The 15,654-nt window shown below is 72.4% G+C and carries 13 protein-coding genes; 10 read left to right on the top strand and 3 right to left on the bottom strand.

Annotated features, from left to right (window positions below):
* Positions 1 to 626 precede the first annotated feature (626 nt).
* Complete coding sequence (locus ABT026_RS11260; protein ID WP_351113915.1) at positions 627 to 1,409, bottom strand: restriction endonuclease; 783 nt, start codon at positions 1,407 to 1,409, stop codon at positions 627 to 629.
* Positions 1,410 to 1,637: 228 nt separating this feature from the next.
* On the opposite strand from ABT026_RS11260, the gene ABT026_RS11255 reads away from it, so the two are divergent.
* Positions 1,638 to 1,808 carry a hypothetical protein gene (locus ABT026_RS11255; RefSeq protein ID WP_351113914.1) on the top strand — a complete coding sequence of 57 codons (171 nt, stop codon included), beginning with the start codon at positions 1,638 to 1,640 and terminating at the stop codon, positions 1,806 to 1,808.
* Between the two features lie 66 nt (positions 1,809 to 1,874).
* On the opposite strand, the gene ABT026_RS11250 is transcribed toward ABT026_RS11255, so the two are convergent.
* Positions 1,875 to 2,789, bottom strand: coding sequence for a TRM11 family SAM-dependent methyltransferase (locus tag ABT026_RS11250; RefSeq protein ID WP_351113913.1), 915 nt, complete (start codon positions 2,787 to 2,789; stop codon positions 1,875 to 1,877).
* Between the two features lie 41 nt (positions 2,790 to 2,830).
* Positions 2,831 to 3,487 (bottom strand): hypothetical protein, encoded by a 657-nt coding sequence (locus ABT026_RS11245; protein ID WP_351113912.1) that lies wholly within the window; start codon positions 3,485 to 3,487, stop codon positions 2,831 to 2,833.
* A 479-nt stretch (positions 3,488 to 3,966) separates the two neighbouring features.
* On the opposite strand from ABT026_RS11245, the gene ABT026_RS11240 reads away from it, so the two are divergent.
* The 9 genes from ABT026_RS11240 (at position 3,967) to ABT026_RS11200 (ending at position 15,253) form a co-directional block, all read left to right on the top strand.
* The gene (locus tag ABT026_RS11240) at positions 3,967 to 4,785 is read left to right on the top strand and encodes a hypothetical protein (RefSeq protein ID WP_351113911.1); all 819 of its coding nucleotides are present in this window, start codon (positions 3,967 to 3,969) and stop codon (positions 4,783 to 4,785) included.
* 368 nt (positions 4,786 to 5,153) lie between these two features.
* The gene (locus ABT026_RS11235) at positions 5,154 to 5,429 is read left to right on the top strand and encodes a pilin (RefSeq protein WP_351114079.1); all 276 of its coding nucleotides are present in this window, start codon (positions 5,154 to 5,156) and stop codon (positions 5,427 to 5,429) included.
* Between the two features lie 293 nt (positions 5,430 to 5,722).
* A complete protein-coding gene (locus tag ABT026_RS11230; RefSeq protein ID WP_351113910.1) occupies positions 5,723 to 7,318 on the top strand; it encodes a TrbL/VirB6 family protein in 1,596 nt (531 codons plus the stop codon).
* Positions 7,319 to 7,321: 3 nt separating this feature from the next.
* Positions 7,322 to 8,263 (top strand): PrgI family protein, encoded by a 942-nt coding sequence (locus ABT026_RS11225; protein WP_351113908.1) that lies wholly within the window; start codon positions 7,322 to 7,324, stop codon positions 8,261 to 8,263.
* Positions 8,260 to 10,056, top strand: a complete 1,797-nt coding sequence (locus ABT026_RS11220) for a VirB4 family type IV secretion system protein (RefSeq protein WP_351113907.1) — start codon at positions 8,260 to 8,262, stop codon at positions 10,054 to 10,056. Before ABT026_RS11225 ends, ABT026_RS11220 begins: the two co-directional genes overlap by 4 nt.
* Positions 10,053 to 12,473: a DUF8128 domain-containing protein gene (locus tag ABT026_RS11215; RefSeq protein ID WP_351113906.1), complete on the top strand. Its 2,421-nt coding sequence runs from the start codon at positions 10,053 to 10,055 to the stop codon at positions 12,471 to 12,473. The genes ABT026_RS11220 and ABT026_RS11215 overlap by 4 nt, the downstream gene beginning before the upstream one ends.
* Before the next feature lie 37 nt (positions 12,474 to 12,510).
* Positions 12,511 to 13,506 (top strand): replication-relaxation family protein, encoded by a 996-nt coding sequence (locus ABT026_RS11210; protein WP_351113905.1) that lies wholly within the window; start codon positions 12,511 to 12,513, stop codon positions 13,504 to 13,506.
* Positions 13,503 to 14,426, top strand: coding sequence for a C40 family peptidase (locus ABT026_RS11205; RefSeq protein WP_351113904.1), 924 nt, complete (start codon positions 13,503 to 13,505; stop codon positions 14,424 to 14,426). Before ABT026_RS11210 ends, ABT026_RS11205 begins: the two co-directional genes overlap by 4 nt.
* Entirely contained in the window at positions 14,423 to 15,253 is an 831-nt protein-coding gene (locus ABT026_RS11200; protein ID WP_351113903.1) for an extensin, read from the top strand. The genes ABT026_RS11205 and ABT026_RS11200 overlap by 4 nt, the downstream gene beginning before the upstream one ends.
* Positions 15,254 to 15,654 lie beyond the last annotated feature (401 nt).

Here is a 15,654-nt window from a genome sequence, read left to right as displayed (position 1 = left end):
ACACACCTGGCGGCGTCGCATTCGGAACACCTTCGAGCAGCGGGTCCAGCGCGTGAACGGGGGAGAAGGACGAGTTCGCCTCTACGACTCCGAGCAGGTTCGGGCGTATATCGACGGTGTCCCGATCCCAGCAGTCGCGACACCCAGCAAGGAGCATCCTGACGATCTGCTCACGGACAAGGAAGCCGGCGCACTGCTCGGGGTGGACCCCTCCACCGTTCGAAGCTACGCCGTCTCCGGTTATCTACCTCGGGGGGTTGAGATACACGGACGTCGTTGGCGGCGGAGGGAGATCGTGGAACGCCTACGCCAAGGTGACCAGCGGAGACTTCCTGCCCGGACCGGTGCAGGCAGGCCCAAGTCAAGCCCTGAACGCCCCAACCAGGGGCGCGCCGGGCGAGACCCGTCGGCGCCGCCGGATCCACGGGTGACGGCGGCAGCCGCTCTCGTCGCCCTGGCGGCACGACATCGGCAGCGCCCTCCCACGTCCGCGCAGATCGCCGAACGCTTTGACGTGAGCCGATCCACCGGTGCACGGATTCTGGCTGCGGCATGGCAGCAGGTAAGAAGTCAGGAGAAGGCTCGCACGGATTCGGCCCTGCCCGACGCCGACAGTCACGGGCCGATCAACCCTCCATGTCGCGGTGGGTCTCGGGCGTAGCACTGGGGGGAACGTCACGGCCTGGAGAGCGATTCCCACGTTGGAAGGTCGCCAGAGTCTTCCCCGAGCGCGAGAGGACTGTGAGACAAGGCGGGTTGTTCTTGATGGAGAGACGGACACCGAAGTGCGCCCCGATCAACAGCGCGCCGATCCCCCAGAGTGCCAAGAAGATCCCGAGGCCCTTCAGCACGTCCAATGCGAGGGGACCGGTGTAGGTCTCCGGATCTCCAATGGATCCGATCGGTGCCATCAGGAGGACAACGCCAAGAATGACGCGCCAGTTCCTCTCCCCAAACGACTTACCGTCTGCCTGGCCTCCACCTCTCTCCATTGATGCTCCGACCGGAGCACTCGACTCGGCGATACGGCGGGCGCCGCCGTTCACCGGCATCATCACGCCGTCCAACCGGTACCTGAAGAGCGCAATGTTCCACTCCTCCGCGTAGGCCACGGCGGTGGAGGCGTAGTCACTGCCGGTAAAGAAGATCAATTGCGCGGTAGATCCGTAAGGCCGGGCGCCGACGAAGCGCTGCAGTTCCGGGCGGCCAACCTGCGCGGCCTGGTACTTGACCTGCCCGAGCGCCCCCGTGGCCTTCACGTCAACACCACCGTCCGCGCCTCCTGGTTTGGCGGTGGCGTCGCGGTATCCCCAATGGCGCATCCATCGCGCGGCGTTGCGTTCCGCCTCCTGCCACGACGCTATCTGCATCGGTCCAGGCTGCACGGCCCTTTGCGGCATGTCGGTCATGGCTCTCCCCCACCTACTTGGTCATTTCGGCAGGGTATCGGCCCACCGGACCGAGATGTTAGCCCGCACTGCAACCTCACAACCGTCGAGAGAAGACGTCCGAACCTCACGTGGCGCTCCCCAGAACTTGTATCGAGTCGCTGTAACGTTGTTCTTGTTCGGGAGCCGGGGAACGGCACTCCGCCCTGAACGCCCCCATCACACCCACCCCATTCGAAGGGCAACGGCATGACCGAGAACTGTGATCACGGTGACGACCTGCTCAGGGCCGGCGACTACATGACCGGCGCTGACGACGCACCCGTCATCCCGAGCATCATGGGCTTTCCCCGGCAGCGGCTGAGTGACGTTCCGGCTGACGTCCGGGTGGTGCGGCAGCGCGGCACCGAGGGCGAGTAAGCCGGACGCGAAGCGGCCGGGCGGCAGGTGATTCTGCCACCCGGCCGCTTCGTGCTGCCCGCTGCTCTACGGCCAGCGTGGCCCGGTTGCGGCCAACTCGGGTTCTGTGCCGCTGGGCAGGGCGGCGGAGTGGTCGGGGCGGGTGAAGACGAGGACGTCTTCGTGTTGGACGACGCACATGGGGATGCCGGCGCGGCGGGCGTCGCGGGCGTTCTTCATCTGGAAGAAGGAGGGGCGGGTGATCAGTTCGCCGTTGCGGACTCCGGCAAGGAGGGCGACGCAGCGTTCGGTGGGGATAAGGCCGGCGGCTTTGCCGGCGGCGAGGACGGCGGAGGGGAGGTCGACGAGTTCGCCTTGTTCGCGCCAGGGGCGGGTGGTGACGACGACGGTGCCGCCGGGGCGGACGATGCGGCGGCATTCGTCGAGGATCTTGGTGAAGGCGTTGAGGAGTTGGTCGGTCTTGGCGTAGGCGAGGTTGGCGGGGTCGTGGCTGTAGCGGTCGTCCATGCGTCGGACGCCGGGTTCGCCGGTCTCGCTGGTGGAGCGGACCTGGCCGTGGACGGTGCGGCCGTAGGGCGGTGAGGTGAGGACGAGGTCGACCTTGCCGTGGTGGTCGGGGTGGATGAGGCGGGTGAGGTGACGGGCGTCGCCTCGGGTGACGTGGCCGGTGGTGGCGGTGTCGGGGCCGAGGTGTTCGGTGATGTGGCGAACGTTGGCGCGGGCGAGGGCGGCCCAGCGGGGTTCGTACTCGTTGCCGATGGCGTGGCGGCCGAGGCGGATGGCTTCGACGAGAGTGGTGCCGATGCCGCACATGGGGTCGAGGACGAGGTCGCCGGGGCGGGAGTAGGTGGCGATCGCGTGGGCGGCGACCTGGGGGAGCATCTTGCCGGGGTGGGCGGCGGAGCCGCGGACGTAGTGTCCGCGGCGCTGCTTGGGGGCGGAGGTGGGGGCGGTGTTCCAGATCGAGGTGGACGGGGCCATGGGCGGAGCTCCTCGGCGGTGCGCGGTTGGTCGCTCGGTGGTCAGGGGTGGCGGATGACGGAGAAGACGAGCAGGTCGCAGTGGGCGAGGCCGGGCGGGGCGTCGTGGGGTGGGGTAGGGATGAGGGTGTTGCCGCGGGGGCGGGCGTAGGCGACGGCGATGTGCTGGAGGTAGCGGAAGCCGGCGGTGCGGGCGTGGGCGGTGAGGAGGCCGAGGGGGTCGGTGAGCCGGCCGGCGTCGCGGCGCTGGCGGGTGGCAAGGAGTAGGAGGCCGTCGTCGGGGAGGTAGCGGTGGGCGCGGTGGAAGAAGCCGGGCCAGCCGTTCTCCGTTGCTCCGGGGAGGTCGTCGGTGCCGTCGCAGTCGGGCTGGAGGGCTGCGACGGGGAGGGCGTCGGGGTGGAGTTCGGCGAGGAGGAGGCGGGGCCGCGATGAGGGGCGGGACCGGACCGGGCCCGGTGCGCGGAGGTCGACGGCGGGGATGCGGGCGTCGACGCCGTGGGCCAGGTCGCGGATGGCGATCTTGAGGAGGCGGGCGGGGTCGTGCTCGGGCCGGCCGACGAGCTCGGTGCGGATCTTGTCGAGGGCCCAGGCAGGGAGGACGCATCCGGGGAAGGGGCGGGTGCTCGTCTCTTCGGCGTCGGGGATCCAGATGGTGGCGGGCGGGGCGGCGGGGATTGGGGTGGGCTCGGAGTTCGTCATGGGGCGGGGGCCTCGGGCGGCAGGGTGGTGGACCGGCTGTGCTGACGTCAGGTCATAGGGACAGCCGGTGCCGGGCTTTGCCGTCGCGGTTCTGCCTCGAACGGTCCGGGCGAGATGCCGGGGTGGTCGGCAGGCGCTGAGGGCGAGCGGCCGAGCCACCTGTCTTTGCAGGTCACGACGGGTGTACCGGCTGCCGGGCCAGTGGCGAGCCAGTCGCGGACCAGTAGCGAGCCACCGTTGAGAAGTCGCCCGGTTGGCGCAGTCGGCGTGCTCGGAGATTTTTATGTTCGATTGCCGCCGCGGGTGCGGAGGGCTTTGCGCAGGTGGTTCCTGGTGGCGCGGGAGGCGGTGCTCGTACGGGCCGTGCCAGTGGTACGCGGGTGGTCCGGCGGAGGCGCGTGGGTGGGCCGGGGGTGGCTCGGGCGGGGTCGAGAAGTGACGGCGCAAGCAGTTCACGACTCGTCGTCAGGAGATGCATCATGCAGCACCGTCACCGCCTTGTCCGCCGTTCTGCCGCCTCCGACCCGTGTGGCCGCGGGCAGTCGCCGTCTCCGCTGGAGGAGCTGGAGCGAGCGTTCCTCGCGCTGGCCCGAGGGCCGGAGCCGTTGATGTTCCCGGCGCACCTGGTGTGTGAGGAGCCGGACCGGGAGTTCTGGCCGGTGGACCGTGTGCGTGCGCAGCTGGCGCATCCGTCGACGCCGGCGGAGCTGCGGGAGCGGACCTGGCAGGGTGTGATCTGTCGGGCCCGTCGGCTGGGAGCGCCGTGGGATGTCGTCGCGGTGGCCATGTCGGTGCCGGTGCTGCGGCGGATTCTGGCCCGGCTGCGGCGGCCGCAGCACTTGGAGCGGGCGGAGATGGAGCAGGAGGCGCTCGCGGGAGTCGCCTCGGCGTTGCGCACGGTGGAGCTCGGGGACGAGCGGCCGGACCGGGAACTGTTCCGGGCGGCGGACCGGGCCGTGCACCGGCTCGTGTACGCGGCGTGGCGGCAGGTGAACCGGGAGGCGGTGCTGGAGGCCGTCGAACTCACCGATGCTCGGACCCGGACCACGGTCCGGGAGGACGAGGCGCCGAACGAGTTCACGGTGCTTGCCGAGGCCGTGCAGCAGCGCGTGCTGGACGTGGCGGAGGCGCGGCTGATCGCGCGTACGCGGCTCGCCGGTGAGCCGATGAGCCGGCTTGCCGCCGAGCGCGGGGTGAGCCTGCGGCAGATCTACCGGCACCGGAACGCCGCCGAGGAGCACCTCGCCGCCCACCTGCGGTACCGGCTGGCGGGCGGACGAACTGCTCCGTCCGAGTGAAGTGCGGCCTGGCCGTGTCACTGCGGCCGGGGACCGCCTCCATTCGAGGTGACGACGTCGAACTGGTCGTCGTCATCCGGGTCCTCGGCCGTCGGCCGTCCGGCCCGGTCCCGGTGGTGCGGGGTGTGCGGCCGTCTCGTGCTGACACCCCGAGAAACCAGCCCAAGCGACCTGAGGAGGTCGGCCCCGGGCTCAGGGTTCTGCGCGCCTCGCACCGCCGGGCCGTCTTCTCCCTCGTTCTCGTCCCTGTTGGAGGTGCTGCGGTGCTCGTGAAGCGCCTTCGCCCGTCTCGCCGCTCGCCGATCCGGTCGGCGTGGCTCCGCATGCTGCGTCGGCTGGTGTTCGTCGGCGGCTTGGTGGCGGTGCACATGCTGGTCGCGCCGGCGGTCGGCTGGGCAGTCGCCGACATCCCCACCGTGATCAAGAACCTGCGGAACTGGATCGTCGGATTGCTCTCCGCGCTGGCAACGCTGTTCCTGACATTCGGTGGCGTGCGCTACCTCCTGGCCGGTGGCGATCCGGGGGAGGTCGAGTCAGCGAAGCGGGCGTTGAAGGCGTCGTCGATCGGTTTCGGCCTCGCCATGCTGGCCCCGGTGCTCGTAACCGTGCTGGAGAACATCGTCGGTGCGGGCGGCGGTGAGTGACCGTGACCGCGATCCGGTGCCTGCGCCTGGTGCTCCTCGGCTGCCTCGCGGTGGGGTGGCTGGTGCAGGGGTTCGCCGTGCAGGCGCAGGCGTCCGGCAGCCTGCCGGCACTGATCGTCGCGCCTCAGCCGCCAGAGCCTGAGCCCATGCCGGCACCCGCGCCGACACCAGGACCAGCACCCGCACCAGGCCGGCCCCCTGAGCCGCAGCCCTCCCCCGGACCGCCGCCCTCGACCGATCCTTCGCGTCCCGCCCCGGAGCGCGACGAACCACCGGAGCCGAGCGACGGCTTGATGCCCCGGGCCTGCGAGGCCGACGGCGACACGAGTGACTGCGAGGTCGACGACGGATCGGGGGGTCTCTTCGACTTCGGCTCCATGGTCACGAACGCGATCACCTCGTTCCTCGGCGACCTGATCGAGCAGGTGATGAAGCCGATCCGCGAGTTCCTCGCGGACACGCTCCTCGCGACCCCGGACGTGACGCAGCACCGGGACATCCAAAGGCTGTGGAAGGCGACCCTCGGGATCACCCTCGGCGTCTATGTCCTGTTCGTGACGGCCGGCGGGATCACCGTCATGGGCCACGAGACGGTTCAGACTCGGTACGCCCTGCGGCACATCGCGCCCCGGCTCCTGCTGGGCCTCGCCGCCGGGACCGTCTCCCTGACGGTCATGGGGAAGGCTGTCGGCCTGTCCAACGCGCTGGCGCACGCGATCCTCGCCTCGGACATGGGCGATGCCGGGCAAGGTCTGGTCGAACGGGCGCTGCCGTTCGCGCTGTTCGGTGCGGCCGGGATCAAGATCTATCTGCTGCTCCTGGCCGTGATGGTCTTGGCGCTGGTGGTCGCGGTGCTCATCGGGTTCATGATGCGCGTCGCGGTGATGGCGCTCCTCGCGGTCGCCGCGCCCCTGATGCTGGCGTGCCACGCGCACCCGGTGACCGAGCCGGTGGCTCGTCTGTGGTGGAAGGCGCTGGGCGGCTGCCTGGCCATCCAGGTCCTGCAGTCCCTGACCTTCGTGCTCGCGCTGAAGCTGTTCTTCGCCCCGGGAGCCACAGCCGTCGGCATCCCGAGGTCGGATGAGCTGGGCACGATGCTCGCCGGTACGGCGCTGTTCTGGGTGCTGTTCAAGATTCCGGGCTGGACGCTGCAGATCGTGCTGCGAGGTAGCCCCGCCTCGGCTCCTCATGCTCCGGCCGGGCTGCGGATGCTGAAGAACCTCGCGATGTACCGGCTCCTGACCCAGGCGACACCGCTGGGCAGACTCCTCGCCGCCGGTGCGGGCGGCCGGTCCGGCGGTTTCGGCTTCGGACCTCGCAGGCGCCCACCGGGTGGCGGCCCTGGCAACGGCACTGGATCCGGCGGTGTCCCGGGCGGGCCGGGCAGCGGAGGCAACCCCGCCGGCCAGCCTCCGGCCTCGCAGCCGGGCAGAGGTCTCCGGGCTCGTGGGCAGCGGTTGCTCTCCGAAGGACGCGCCGTGCTCACCCGGTTCGGAATCACGCCTCCCGCAGCCGCCCCACCTCGGAGCCAGGCCGGTCCCGCGCCTCCCGCGCGCCCCGGCCCCCGAGCCGTGGCCCACCCCGCGCAGGCCCGGCACCGGCAGCAGCTGGCGCTCCCGATCCACGCCCCGCGCGTCCCCGCCCGCCCTGGCCAGGCCACGCAGCTATGGCTTCCCGTCCCCGCCGAACGGGTCCCCGCCTGTCACTCCCCACGCGCACCAGGCTCGGCCCCGCGCCCGTCCCCGGGCATCGCACCGACCGCCGCCCCTCCCGCGAACCGCTCGCCCCGTGGCCGTCAGACGGTCCTGCCGATCCGCGTGGACCGGGTCCGTGTCCGTCCGCCGCGCCCCGTGCAGCTGCGGCTCCCACTCGAACCACCCAGGAGGTAACCCGTGCCGCACTCCCACGAGTCGGGCGAGTTCCCTTACTCGACCCGCATCCCCGCCGACATCTCCCGCCCCGACCGCGTCCTCGGCCCCTTCACCCTCCGGCAGACCGCGATCCTCGCCGTCACCGCGCTGCTCCTCTACGGCGGGTGGTGGCTCAGCCGCCCGTTCCTCGCCCCGCTGGTCTACCTCGTCCTGGTCGTCCCGGTGGCCGGCACCGCAGCGGCCCTGGCGCTCGGACGGCGCGAGGGCGTAGGCCTGGACCGCTTCCTCGCCGCCCGCCTCGCCTACGCACGCACACCGAAACGGCAGGTCCACGCCCCGGAAGGCGTGCCGCCTCTCCCCTCCTTCCTCCCCACCCCGTGGACGGCCGAGGCCGGACAGCCACCCGCCGCCATGCACATGCCGTGCGACACGGTGACCGAGGCCGGCGTCCTCAGCCTCGGCTCCGAGGGCGAGGCCGCCCTCGCCACCTGCTCCACGGTCAACTTCGACCTCCGCTCCGTCTCCGAGCAGCAGAGCCTGACCGCCGGGTTCGCCCGCTGGCTCAACTCCCTCACCGGACCGGCCCAACTGCTCGTGCGCTGCCACAGCGTCGATCTCGCCCCGGTCGCCGACCGCCTGCACCAGGACGCCGCCGCGCTGCCGCATCCCGCGCTGGAGCAGGCGGCCCGCGCGCACGCCGACTACCTGGCCCAGCTCACCGCCCACGGCGGCAGCGCGCTGGGCCGGCAGATCGTCCTCGTCAGCCGCGAAAACGCCGGCCGGTCGCCGTCGGCGAACGCAAGCCGGGTCGTCCAGCGGGTCTCCGAAGCCCAACGCTCTCTCGCCTCGGCCGAGATCACCGTCACCGCCCTCGACGGCCGGCGCACCGCCGCCCTGATCACCCAGGCCGCCAACGCCGACGCCACCGCGACCACCACGACCTCAGAAGGACCCCGCTCATGAACGCCACCCCCACCGTCGACGCCCACCGCCTCCTCGACGTGGCCGGTCCCGAAGCGGTCGAGGTCCACGCCCGGATGCTGGCGATCGGCGGACACCTGGCCACCACCCTCGTCGTCACCGGCTACCCGTCCGAGGTGACGCCCGGATGGCTCTCGCCGCTGCTGAACTTCCCCGGACACCTCGACATCGCCCTGCACATCGACCCGATCCCCAACGCCACGGCCGCCGCCGGTCTGAAGAAACAGCGGGCCCGTCTCGAGTCCGGCCGCCGCAGCGGCTACGAGAAGGGCCACCTCGACGACCCCGAGGTCGAGGCCGCGGCAGCCGACGCCGCCGACCTCGCCTACCGGATCGCCCGCGGCGAGGGGAAGCTGTTTCACGTCTCGCTCTTCCTCACCGTGCACGCCCCCGACGAAGAGTCCCTCGCCGAGCAGACCGCGGCCGTCCGCGCGGTGGCCGAGTCCCTCCTCCTGAGCGTCGCCCCGACCACCTACCGGGCCCTGCCCGCCTGGCTCGCCACCCTGCCCCTCGGCGTCGACACCCTCAAGATCCGCCGCAGTTTCGACACCGCCGCCCTGGCCGCCTGCTTCCCCTTCACCGGCCCCGACCTCCCCCAGTCCACCGGCCACGACGGCACACCGACCGGGGTGCTGTACGGGCTGAACGCCGCCTCCGGGACGCCGGTCCTATGGGACCGGTACGGGCAGGACAACTACAACTCGATCACCCTGGCCCGCTCCGGCGCGGGCAAGTCCTACTTCACCAAGCTGGAGCTGCTGCGGCTGCTGTTCACCGGCGTCACCGCCTCCGTCATCGACCCGGAGAACGAGTACGTGCGCCTGGCCGAGACCGTGGGCGGCACCGTTCTGGACCTCGGCGCCGACGGCGTCCGCGTGAACCCGTTCGACCTCCCGGCCGCCACCACCACGGACGAGGACCTGCTGACCCGCCGCGTCCTCTTCCTCCACACCTTCCTCTCCGTCCTGCTGGGCGCGGAGCCGTCCCCGGACGAGAAGGCCGCCCTGGACCGGGCGATCCTCGCCTGCTACGCCCGCGCCGGCATCACCGCCGACGCCCGCACCTGGCGGCGCACCCCGCCCACCCTCACCGACCTGACCGAAGTCCTCGCCGACGACGGCAGCACCCCGGCGAGCGCCGTCGCCGCGCGCCTGGCCCCGTACGTAACCGGCTCGCACGCCGGGCTGTTCAACGGCCAGAGCACCAGCGACCTCTCCGGCCACCTGGTCGTCTTCGCCCTCCGGCAACTGCCGGAGGAGGTGAAGGCCCCGGCAATGCTCCTCGCACTGGACGCGATCTGGAGGCAGGTCACCTGCCGGCCCCAAGCCGGCCGGCACCTGGTGGTGGTCGACGAGGCATGGCTGCTCATGCGCGAGGGCGCCGGGGCGAAGTTCCTCTTCCGGATGGCCAAGGCGGCCCGCAAGCACTGGACCGGCCTCGCGGTCGTCACCCAGGACGCCGACGACGTCCTCGCCTCACCGCTCGGGCGGGCCATCGTCTCCAACGCTGCGACGCAGATCCTCCTGCACCAGGCACCGCAGGCGATCGACACGATCAGTGACACCTTCAACCTCTGCCAGGGCGAACGCGACTTCCTCCTCTCCGCCGCCCAGGGCGAGGCGCTGCTGCTGACCGGCGACCGCCGGCACAAGGTCGCCTTCGCCAGCGTCGCCGCCCCCGGCGAGCACGCCGTCGTCACCACGAACCCCGCCGAACTCACCGCCCGCCCCGGCAACACGTCCGAGGTCGGCGTCGAGGAGGACTGGGAGCTGTGAGCACCGCAACCCTCCTCGCCGCGCCGCCGGACCCGGGGCAGCCCTCCGGACTCCTGGTCGACTTCCTCATCCATCCGGAGAACTTCGGACCCGCCGCCCTGTTCCACGCCACCGTGGACTGGCTCGGGCCAGCGGCCCCGTTGCTCCTGCCGTGCCTGCTCGTGGCCGCGTCCGCCGGAACCGTGGCCCGCCGACGGCTCCTCGACCACCGGCACCGGCAGTGGTCGACCGGCGCGCGCATGGTCGAGATCCTGGTCCCGCCCAACGTCGCTCCGAACGGCGGCCGCGTCCTGTGGGCGCAGCTGGCCGGGCTGCTGCGGCCGTGGTGGCGGCGGCTCGTGTCCGGGCAGCCGCACCTGGCGTTCGAGTACTCCTGGACGCACACCGGGCTGCGGATCCGCCTCTGGGTGCCCGGCACGATCCCGCTCGACCTGGTGCGCCGTGCCGTGGAGGCGGCCTGGCCCGGCGCGCACACCCGCGTCACCGACCCGGAACCGCTGCTCCCGGCCGGGCACGAGGTGAGCGCCGGCCGGATGCGGCTGGCCAAGCCGGACGTGCTCCCGCTGCGCACCGACCACACGACTGATCCGCTGCGCCCGCTGCTCCAGGCCGCCACCGGCATGGGCGAGGAGGAGACGGCGTGCGTGCAGATCCTCGCCCGCCCCGCCACCGGCCTGGCCCTGCGCCGCGTCCGCCGCCAGGGCCGCACGCTGAAGGCCGGACAGCCCCCGGCCCGCCTCCCGGCACTCCTCGCGCTTCTCTTCCACCGCTCTCAGCCCTCGACGACGGGCAAGCTGGACCCGGAACACAGCGCCGCGGTCCGGCAGATGGCCGTCAAGCAGGCAGGCGCCCAGTGGCAGTGCACCATCACCTACGCAGCCTCCTGCTCACCGAAGCCGGAAGCCGCCCCGGACATCGTGCGAGGCCGCGCCCACGCACTGGCCTCGGCGTTCGGCCTCTTCGCCGACCGCAACTACCTGGTCCGCACCCGCCTGCGCCACCCCGAGCCCCACCTCAGCGACCGCCGCCACCCGGCGCTGCGGCGGCCCGCCCTGCTCTCCGTCCCCGAACTCGCCGCCCTCGCCCACCTCCCCGTCGACCCGGACGCCCCCGGCCTTCGCCGCGCCGGCGCACGGTCCGTGCTGCCGCCCCCGTCGATCCCGGAGGCCGCGCCCGGCAGCGGCGTGAAGCCGCTCGGCCAGTCCGACACCGGCGCGCGCCGGGGCGTGGGCCTGAGCGTGCCGGACGCCCGCCACCACCTGCACGTCATGGGCGCGACCGGCTCCGGCAAGTCCACGCTGATCGGCAACCTCGTCCTCGACGACGTCCGCAACCACCGCGGCGTCATCGTCATCGACCCCAAGGGCGACCTCGTCACCGACCTCCTCGACCGGCTCCCCGACGACTGCGCCGACCGCCTGGTCCTCATCGACCCCGACGACCCGCACACCCCGCCCTGCCTGAACGTCCTGGACGGCGCGGACATCGACGTCGTCGTCGACAACCTGACCGGCATCTTCCGCCGCATCTTCACCGCGTTCTGGGGACCGCGCACCGACGACGTGATGCGCGCCGCCTGCCTCACCCTCCTCAAGCACCGCGAACGCACCCGCCAGACCGTCACCCTCGCCGACGTGCCCCGGCTCCTGGGCGAGAGCTCCTACCGGCTGCGGATCGTCCCCGCCCTCAAGGACCCGGTGCTGCGCGGGTTCTGGGACTGGTACGAGTCGATGTCCGAGCCGTCGCGCGCCGCGGTCGTCGGCCCGGTGATGAACAAGCTGCGCGCCTTCCTCCTGCGGGACTTCGCTCGCCGGGCGATCGCCGCCGGCCCGTCCACCTTCGACCTCGGGCAGGTCCTCGACGGCGGCATCCTGCTCGCCCGGCTCCCCAAGGGCGCCCTCGGCGAGGAGACCGCCCGGCTCCTCGGCTCATTCATCGTCGCCGGCACCTGGCAGGCCGCCGCCGCCCGCGCCCGCACCCCCGAGCAGTCCCGTATCGACGCCACTCTCAGCATCGACGAGGCCCACAACTTCCTTACGCTGCCGTACCCGTTGGAGGACATGCTCGCCGAGGCCCGCGGCTACCGGCTCTCCATGCTGCTGGCCCACCAGCACCTCGCGCAGCTTCCCCGCGACCTGCGCGAGGGCATCTCCGCCAACGCCCGCAACAAGATCTTCTTCAACGCCTCCCCGGAGGACTCCAACGCCCTGGAGCGGCACACGCTCCCCACCCTGGCCGCGCACGACCTCGCGCACCTCGGCCCCTACCAGGCGGCCGCACATCTCCTGTCCGGCGGAGCCGAGGCAGCAGCGTTCACCCTCACCACCCGGCCCCTGCCCCCGGCCGTCCCGGGCCGCGCCCGCGACCTGCGCGCCGCAGCCGCCGGACGCACCGGCCCGCGCCCCGCCACCCGCTGAACCACCGTTCTCCGACGCGTCACTTGGAGGCTTCGCCATGCCCGCACTCCCCCGCCCCGCGTCCGGCCCCGGTGCCCGCTACACGCCGCGCGCCGCGACCTCCCGGCCCCGCTCCCGCGCCGCCCGCTACATCGACGTCGCCGCCCTCAGCCGGCACCTCACCAAACGCGACGTCTGGCTCGCCCGGATGGTCCACGAGCACAAGGTGCTCACCAGCCACCAGATCACGCGCCTCGCCTTCGGCGCCCTCCGCACCGCCCAACGCCGCCTGCTCACCCTCCACCAGCTCGGCGTCCTCGACTCCTTCCGCCCCCTCGCCCAGACCGGCTCCGCGCCCGAGCACTACACCCTCGGCCCGGCCGGAGCCGCCCTCCTCGCCTCCGCCGCCGGATGCGACCTCGCCGAGACCGGCTGGCACTCCACCCGCACCGGCCGCATCGCCTACTCGCCCACCCTCGGCCACGACCTCGGCGTCAACGAACTCCTCACCCACCTCGCCGCCCACACCCGAACCGCCCCCGGCAACCAGCTCCCCCTCTGGCTCTCCGCCCGCTCTTGCGCCCGCCGCTGGGGCGACCTGATCCGCCCCGACGCCTACGCCCACTGGCAGGCCGACGGCCAACTCCTGCCGTTCTTCCTCGAGTACGACACCGGCAGCGAATCCCTCGCCCGCGTCGAGGCCAAGCTCCCCGGCTACGCCGCCTTCGCCACGACCACCGGCACCAGCCCGGCCCTCCTCCTCCACACCCGCACCGAATCCCACGCCCAGCTGCTGCGCCGACGCCTCGCCGCACCCGCCCGCGAACTCGGGCTCACCATCGCGACCTCCTCCGCGGACTTCACCACCTCCACGCCCTGGGGCTCGTGGTGGTCGCCCCTCCCGCCCGGCGACACCCGCCGCACCACCCTCGCCGGCCTCACCACCCGCTGGCCCTCGCTCACCCCGGCCACCGGCCTCGACTCCACCGACGCCGACACCGCCCTGACCCTCCCCGTCCCGCCACTGCCCCCGGCCCTCGGAGGAACCGCATGAGCTCCACCCTCGCCAAGACGGTCGGCGGCCTCGGTTGCGCGGTCGTCGCTCTACCTCTGCTGGCCGCCGTCGCCCTCATCACCGCGCTCACCGGCCCCGCCACCGGCTCCACGCACGAGGACTTCCCGCCGGGCTGGGCAGCCCTCTACCAGCGAGGCGCCGCCGAATGCCCGGGCCTGCACTGGACGGTCCTCGCTGCCATCGGCAAGGTCGAGACCGACCACGGCCGGCACCCCACCATGATCTCCAGCGCCGGAGCGGTCGGCCCGATGCAGTTCCTCCCGTCCACCTTCGCGATCTACGCCTACCCGGTGCCGCCCGGCGGCAAGAACCCGCCCACCCCCTGGGACCGCGTCGACGCCGTCCACGCCGCCGCCCGCCTCCTCTGCGCGAACGGCGCACGAGGCGGCCGCGATCTCCGCCGCGCCATCTGGCACTACAACCCCTCCGACGCCTACGTCGACAAGATCCTGCGCACCGCCGACCGTTACAAGGCCACCGCCTACCACACGGCCCCCGTCGCACCGGCCAAGGCAGCCCGCCGCGCGATCGCCTTCGCCCGCGCACAGATCGGCACCCCGTACGTCTGGGGCGGCGACGGTCTCTCCGAGGGCGGCTTCGACTGCTCCGGCCTCACCCGCGCCGCCTACCGGTCCGCCGGCATCACCATCCCCCGCGTTGCCCAGGACCAGTTCAACGCCGGCCCCCGAGTCCGCCGCGGCGCACGTCTCCTTCCCGGCGATCTCCTCTTCTTCGGCCCCAGCCCACGCGAGATCACCCACGTCACCCTCTACATCGGCGGCGGCAGGTCCATCGAGGCCCCGTACACCGGCTCCCACGTCAAAAAGAGCCCAGCACGCACCAACTCACCCTCCTACCAGGGCGCCACCCGCCCCTGGGCACGAGGCGGCAAGCGATGAAGCCCGCCGTCCCGACCCACGAGGCCGTCGCGCTGCTCCGCAACATGACCCGCGTCCTCGGAGTCGTCGCCGCCCTGGCCCTCGTCTTCACCACCGTCAACGTCACCCGCTTCGCCACCAGCCGCGACGTCCCGCTGCCCATCGCCGTCCTCCTGGACCCGATGATCGGCACCACCCTCGCCGGCGTCCTCTACGTCGACGCCCGCCTCGCCTCCTGGGGCATCCCGCCACCCGCCTGGTCCACCGCCCTGCGCTGGACCGCCGGCTGCACCGCCGCCCTCATGAACACCTGGGAAAGCCTCTGGCCCGACCGCCACATCGGCTGGCCCCGCCACGCCGACCCCGCCGCCGTCCTCCTCCACCTCACCCCAGCGCTGCTGCTCATCGGCCTCACCGAAACCATCGCCGCCTACCGCCGCACGATCAGCCACCTCCTGGACGCCCCGGCCGCCCACGACACCGCCGGGCCAGCACCTGCCTCGCCGCCCCCGGAACCCGCAGACGCGACGGCACAACTCACCACCCCGCCCCCGATCGACGACGACCTGTGGGGCGCGGCCGTCGCGCTGGACGAAACGGTCCGCATGGCGACCGGCTCCCCGGTCAGCGTCTGGCGGCTCCGGCAGGACCTACGCATCGGCCCCCGCCGCGCCGCCCGGCTCCACGAACAACTCCGCACCCACCGCCCGACCACCCCGTGCCCCTGCCCGACCGACACCCCCGACCACGCCGACCCGGCCCCGACCGGCACATCACCCACCGACCGACCACCCGCTCCCACCAGCCGATTCGACATCCCCGGACACCATCCGGATGACACCGCTTGACTTCGTCGCCGGCATCGAGCGTCCATGGTCGTGGCCGACCACCCGAGCGGACACACGGACTGCCGTAAGCCCGCACGTCACGGCCCCGTTCGTCCCGGAACCACGCGCTGCGCACGCGCCCCGACGAACACCCGCGGACCGCCCATCGGCCCGCCCCCGGCCGGGGGACCTCACCGACCGACCACACGGAAAACGAGGACCCCAATGTCTGTCACCACCCTGACCACCACCGCCCCCGAGACCCCCGCCAGCGACCCGCTGGCCGCCCTTCCCCCCTCCTGCCGAACCGTCCACACCCACCTCCTCAGAAGCTGTTGTCCTTCCGAACCTGATGTGCGGGTTTCTGCTGGTCAGACGTACTGTTCTCGTTGTCGAGGCAGTCTGAGCGGGTCTTGTTTCCC

The organism is Streptomyces sp. NPDC002734 (assembly GCF_040295685.1).
Taxonomy (GTDB): Bacteria; Actinomycetota; Actinomycetes; order Streptomycetales; family Streptomycetaceae; genus Streptomyces.
Note: the sequence above shows the minus strand (reverse complement) of the source record. Positions and strands in the feature narration are given on the sequence as shown.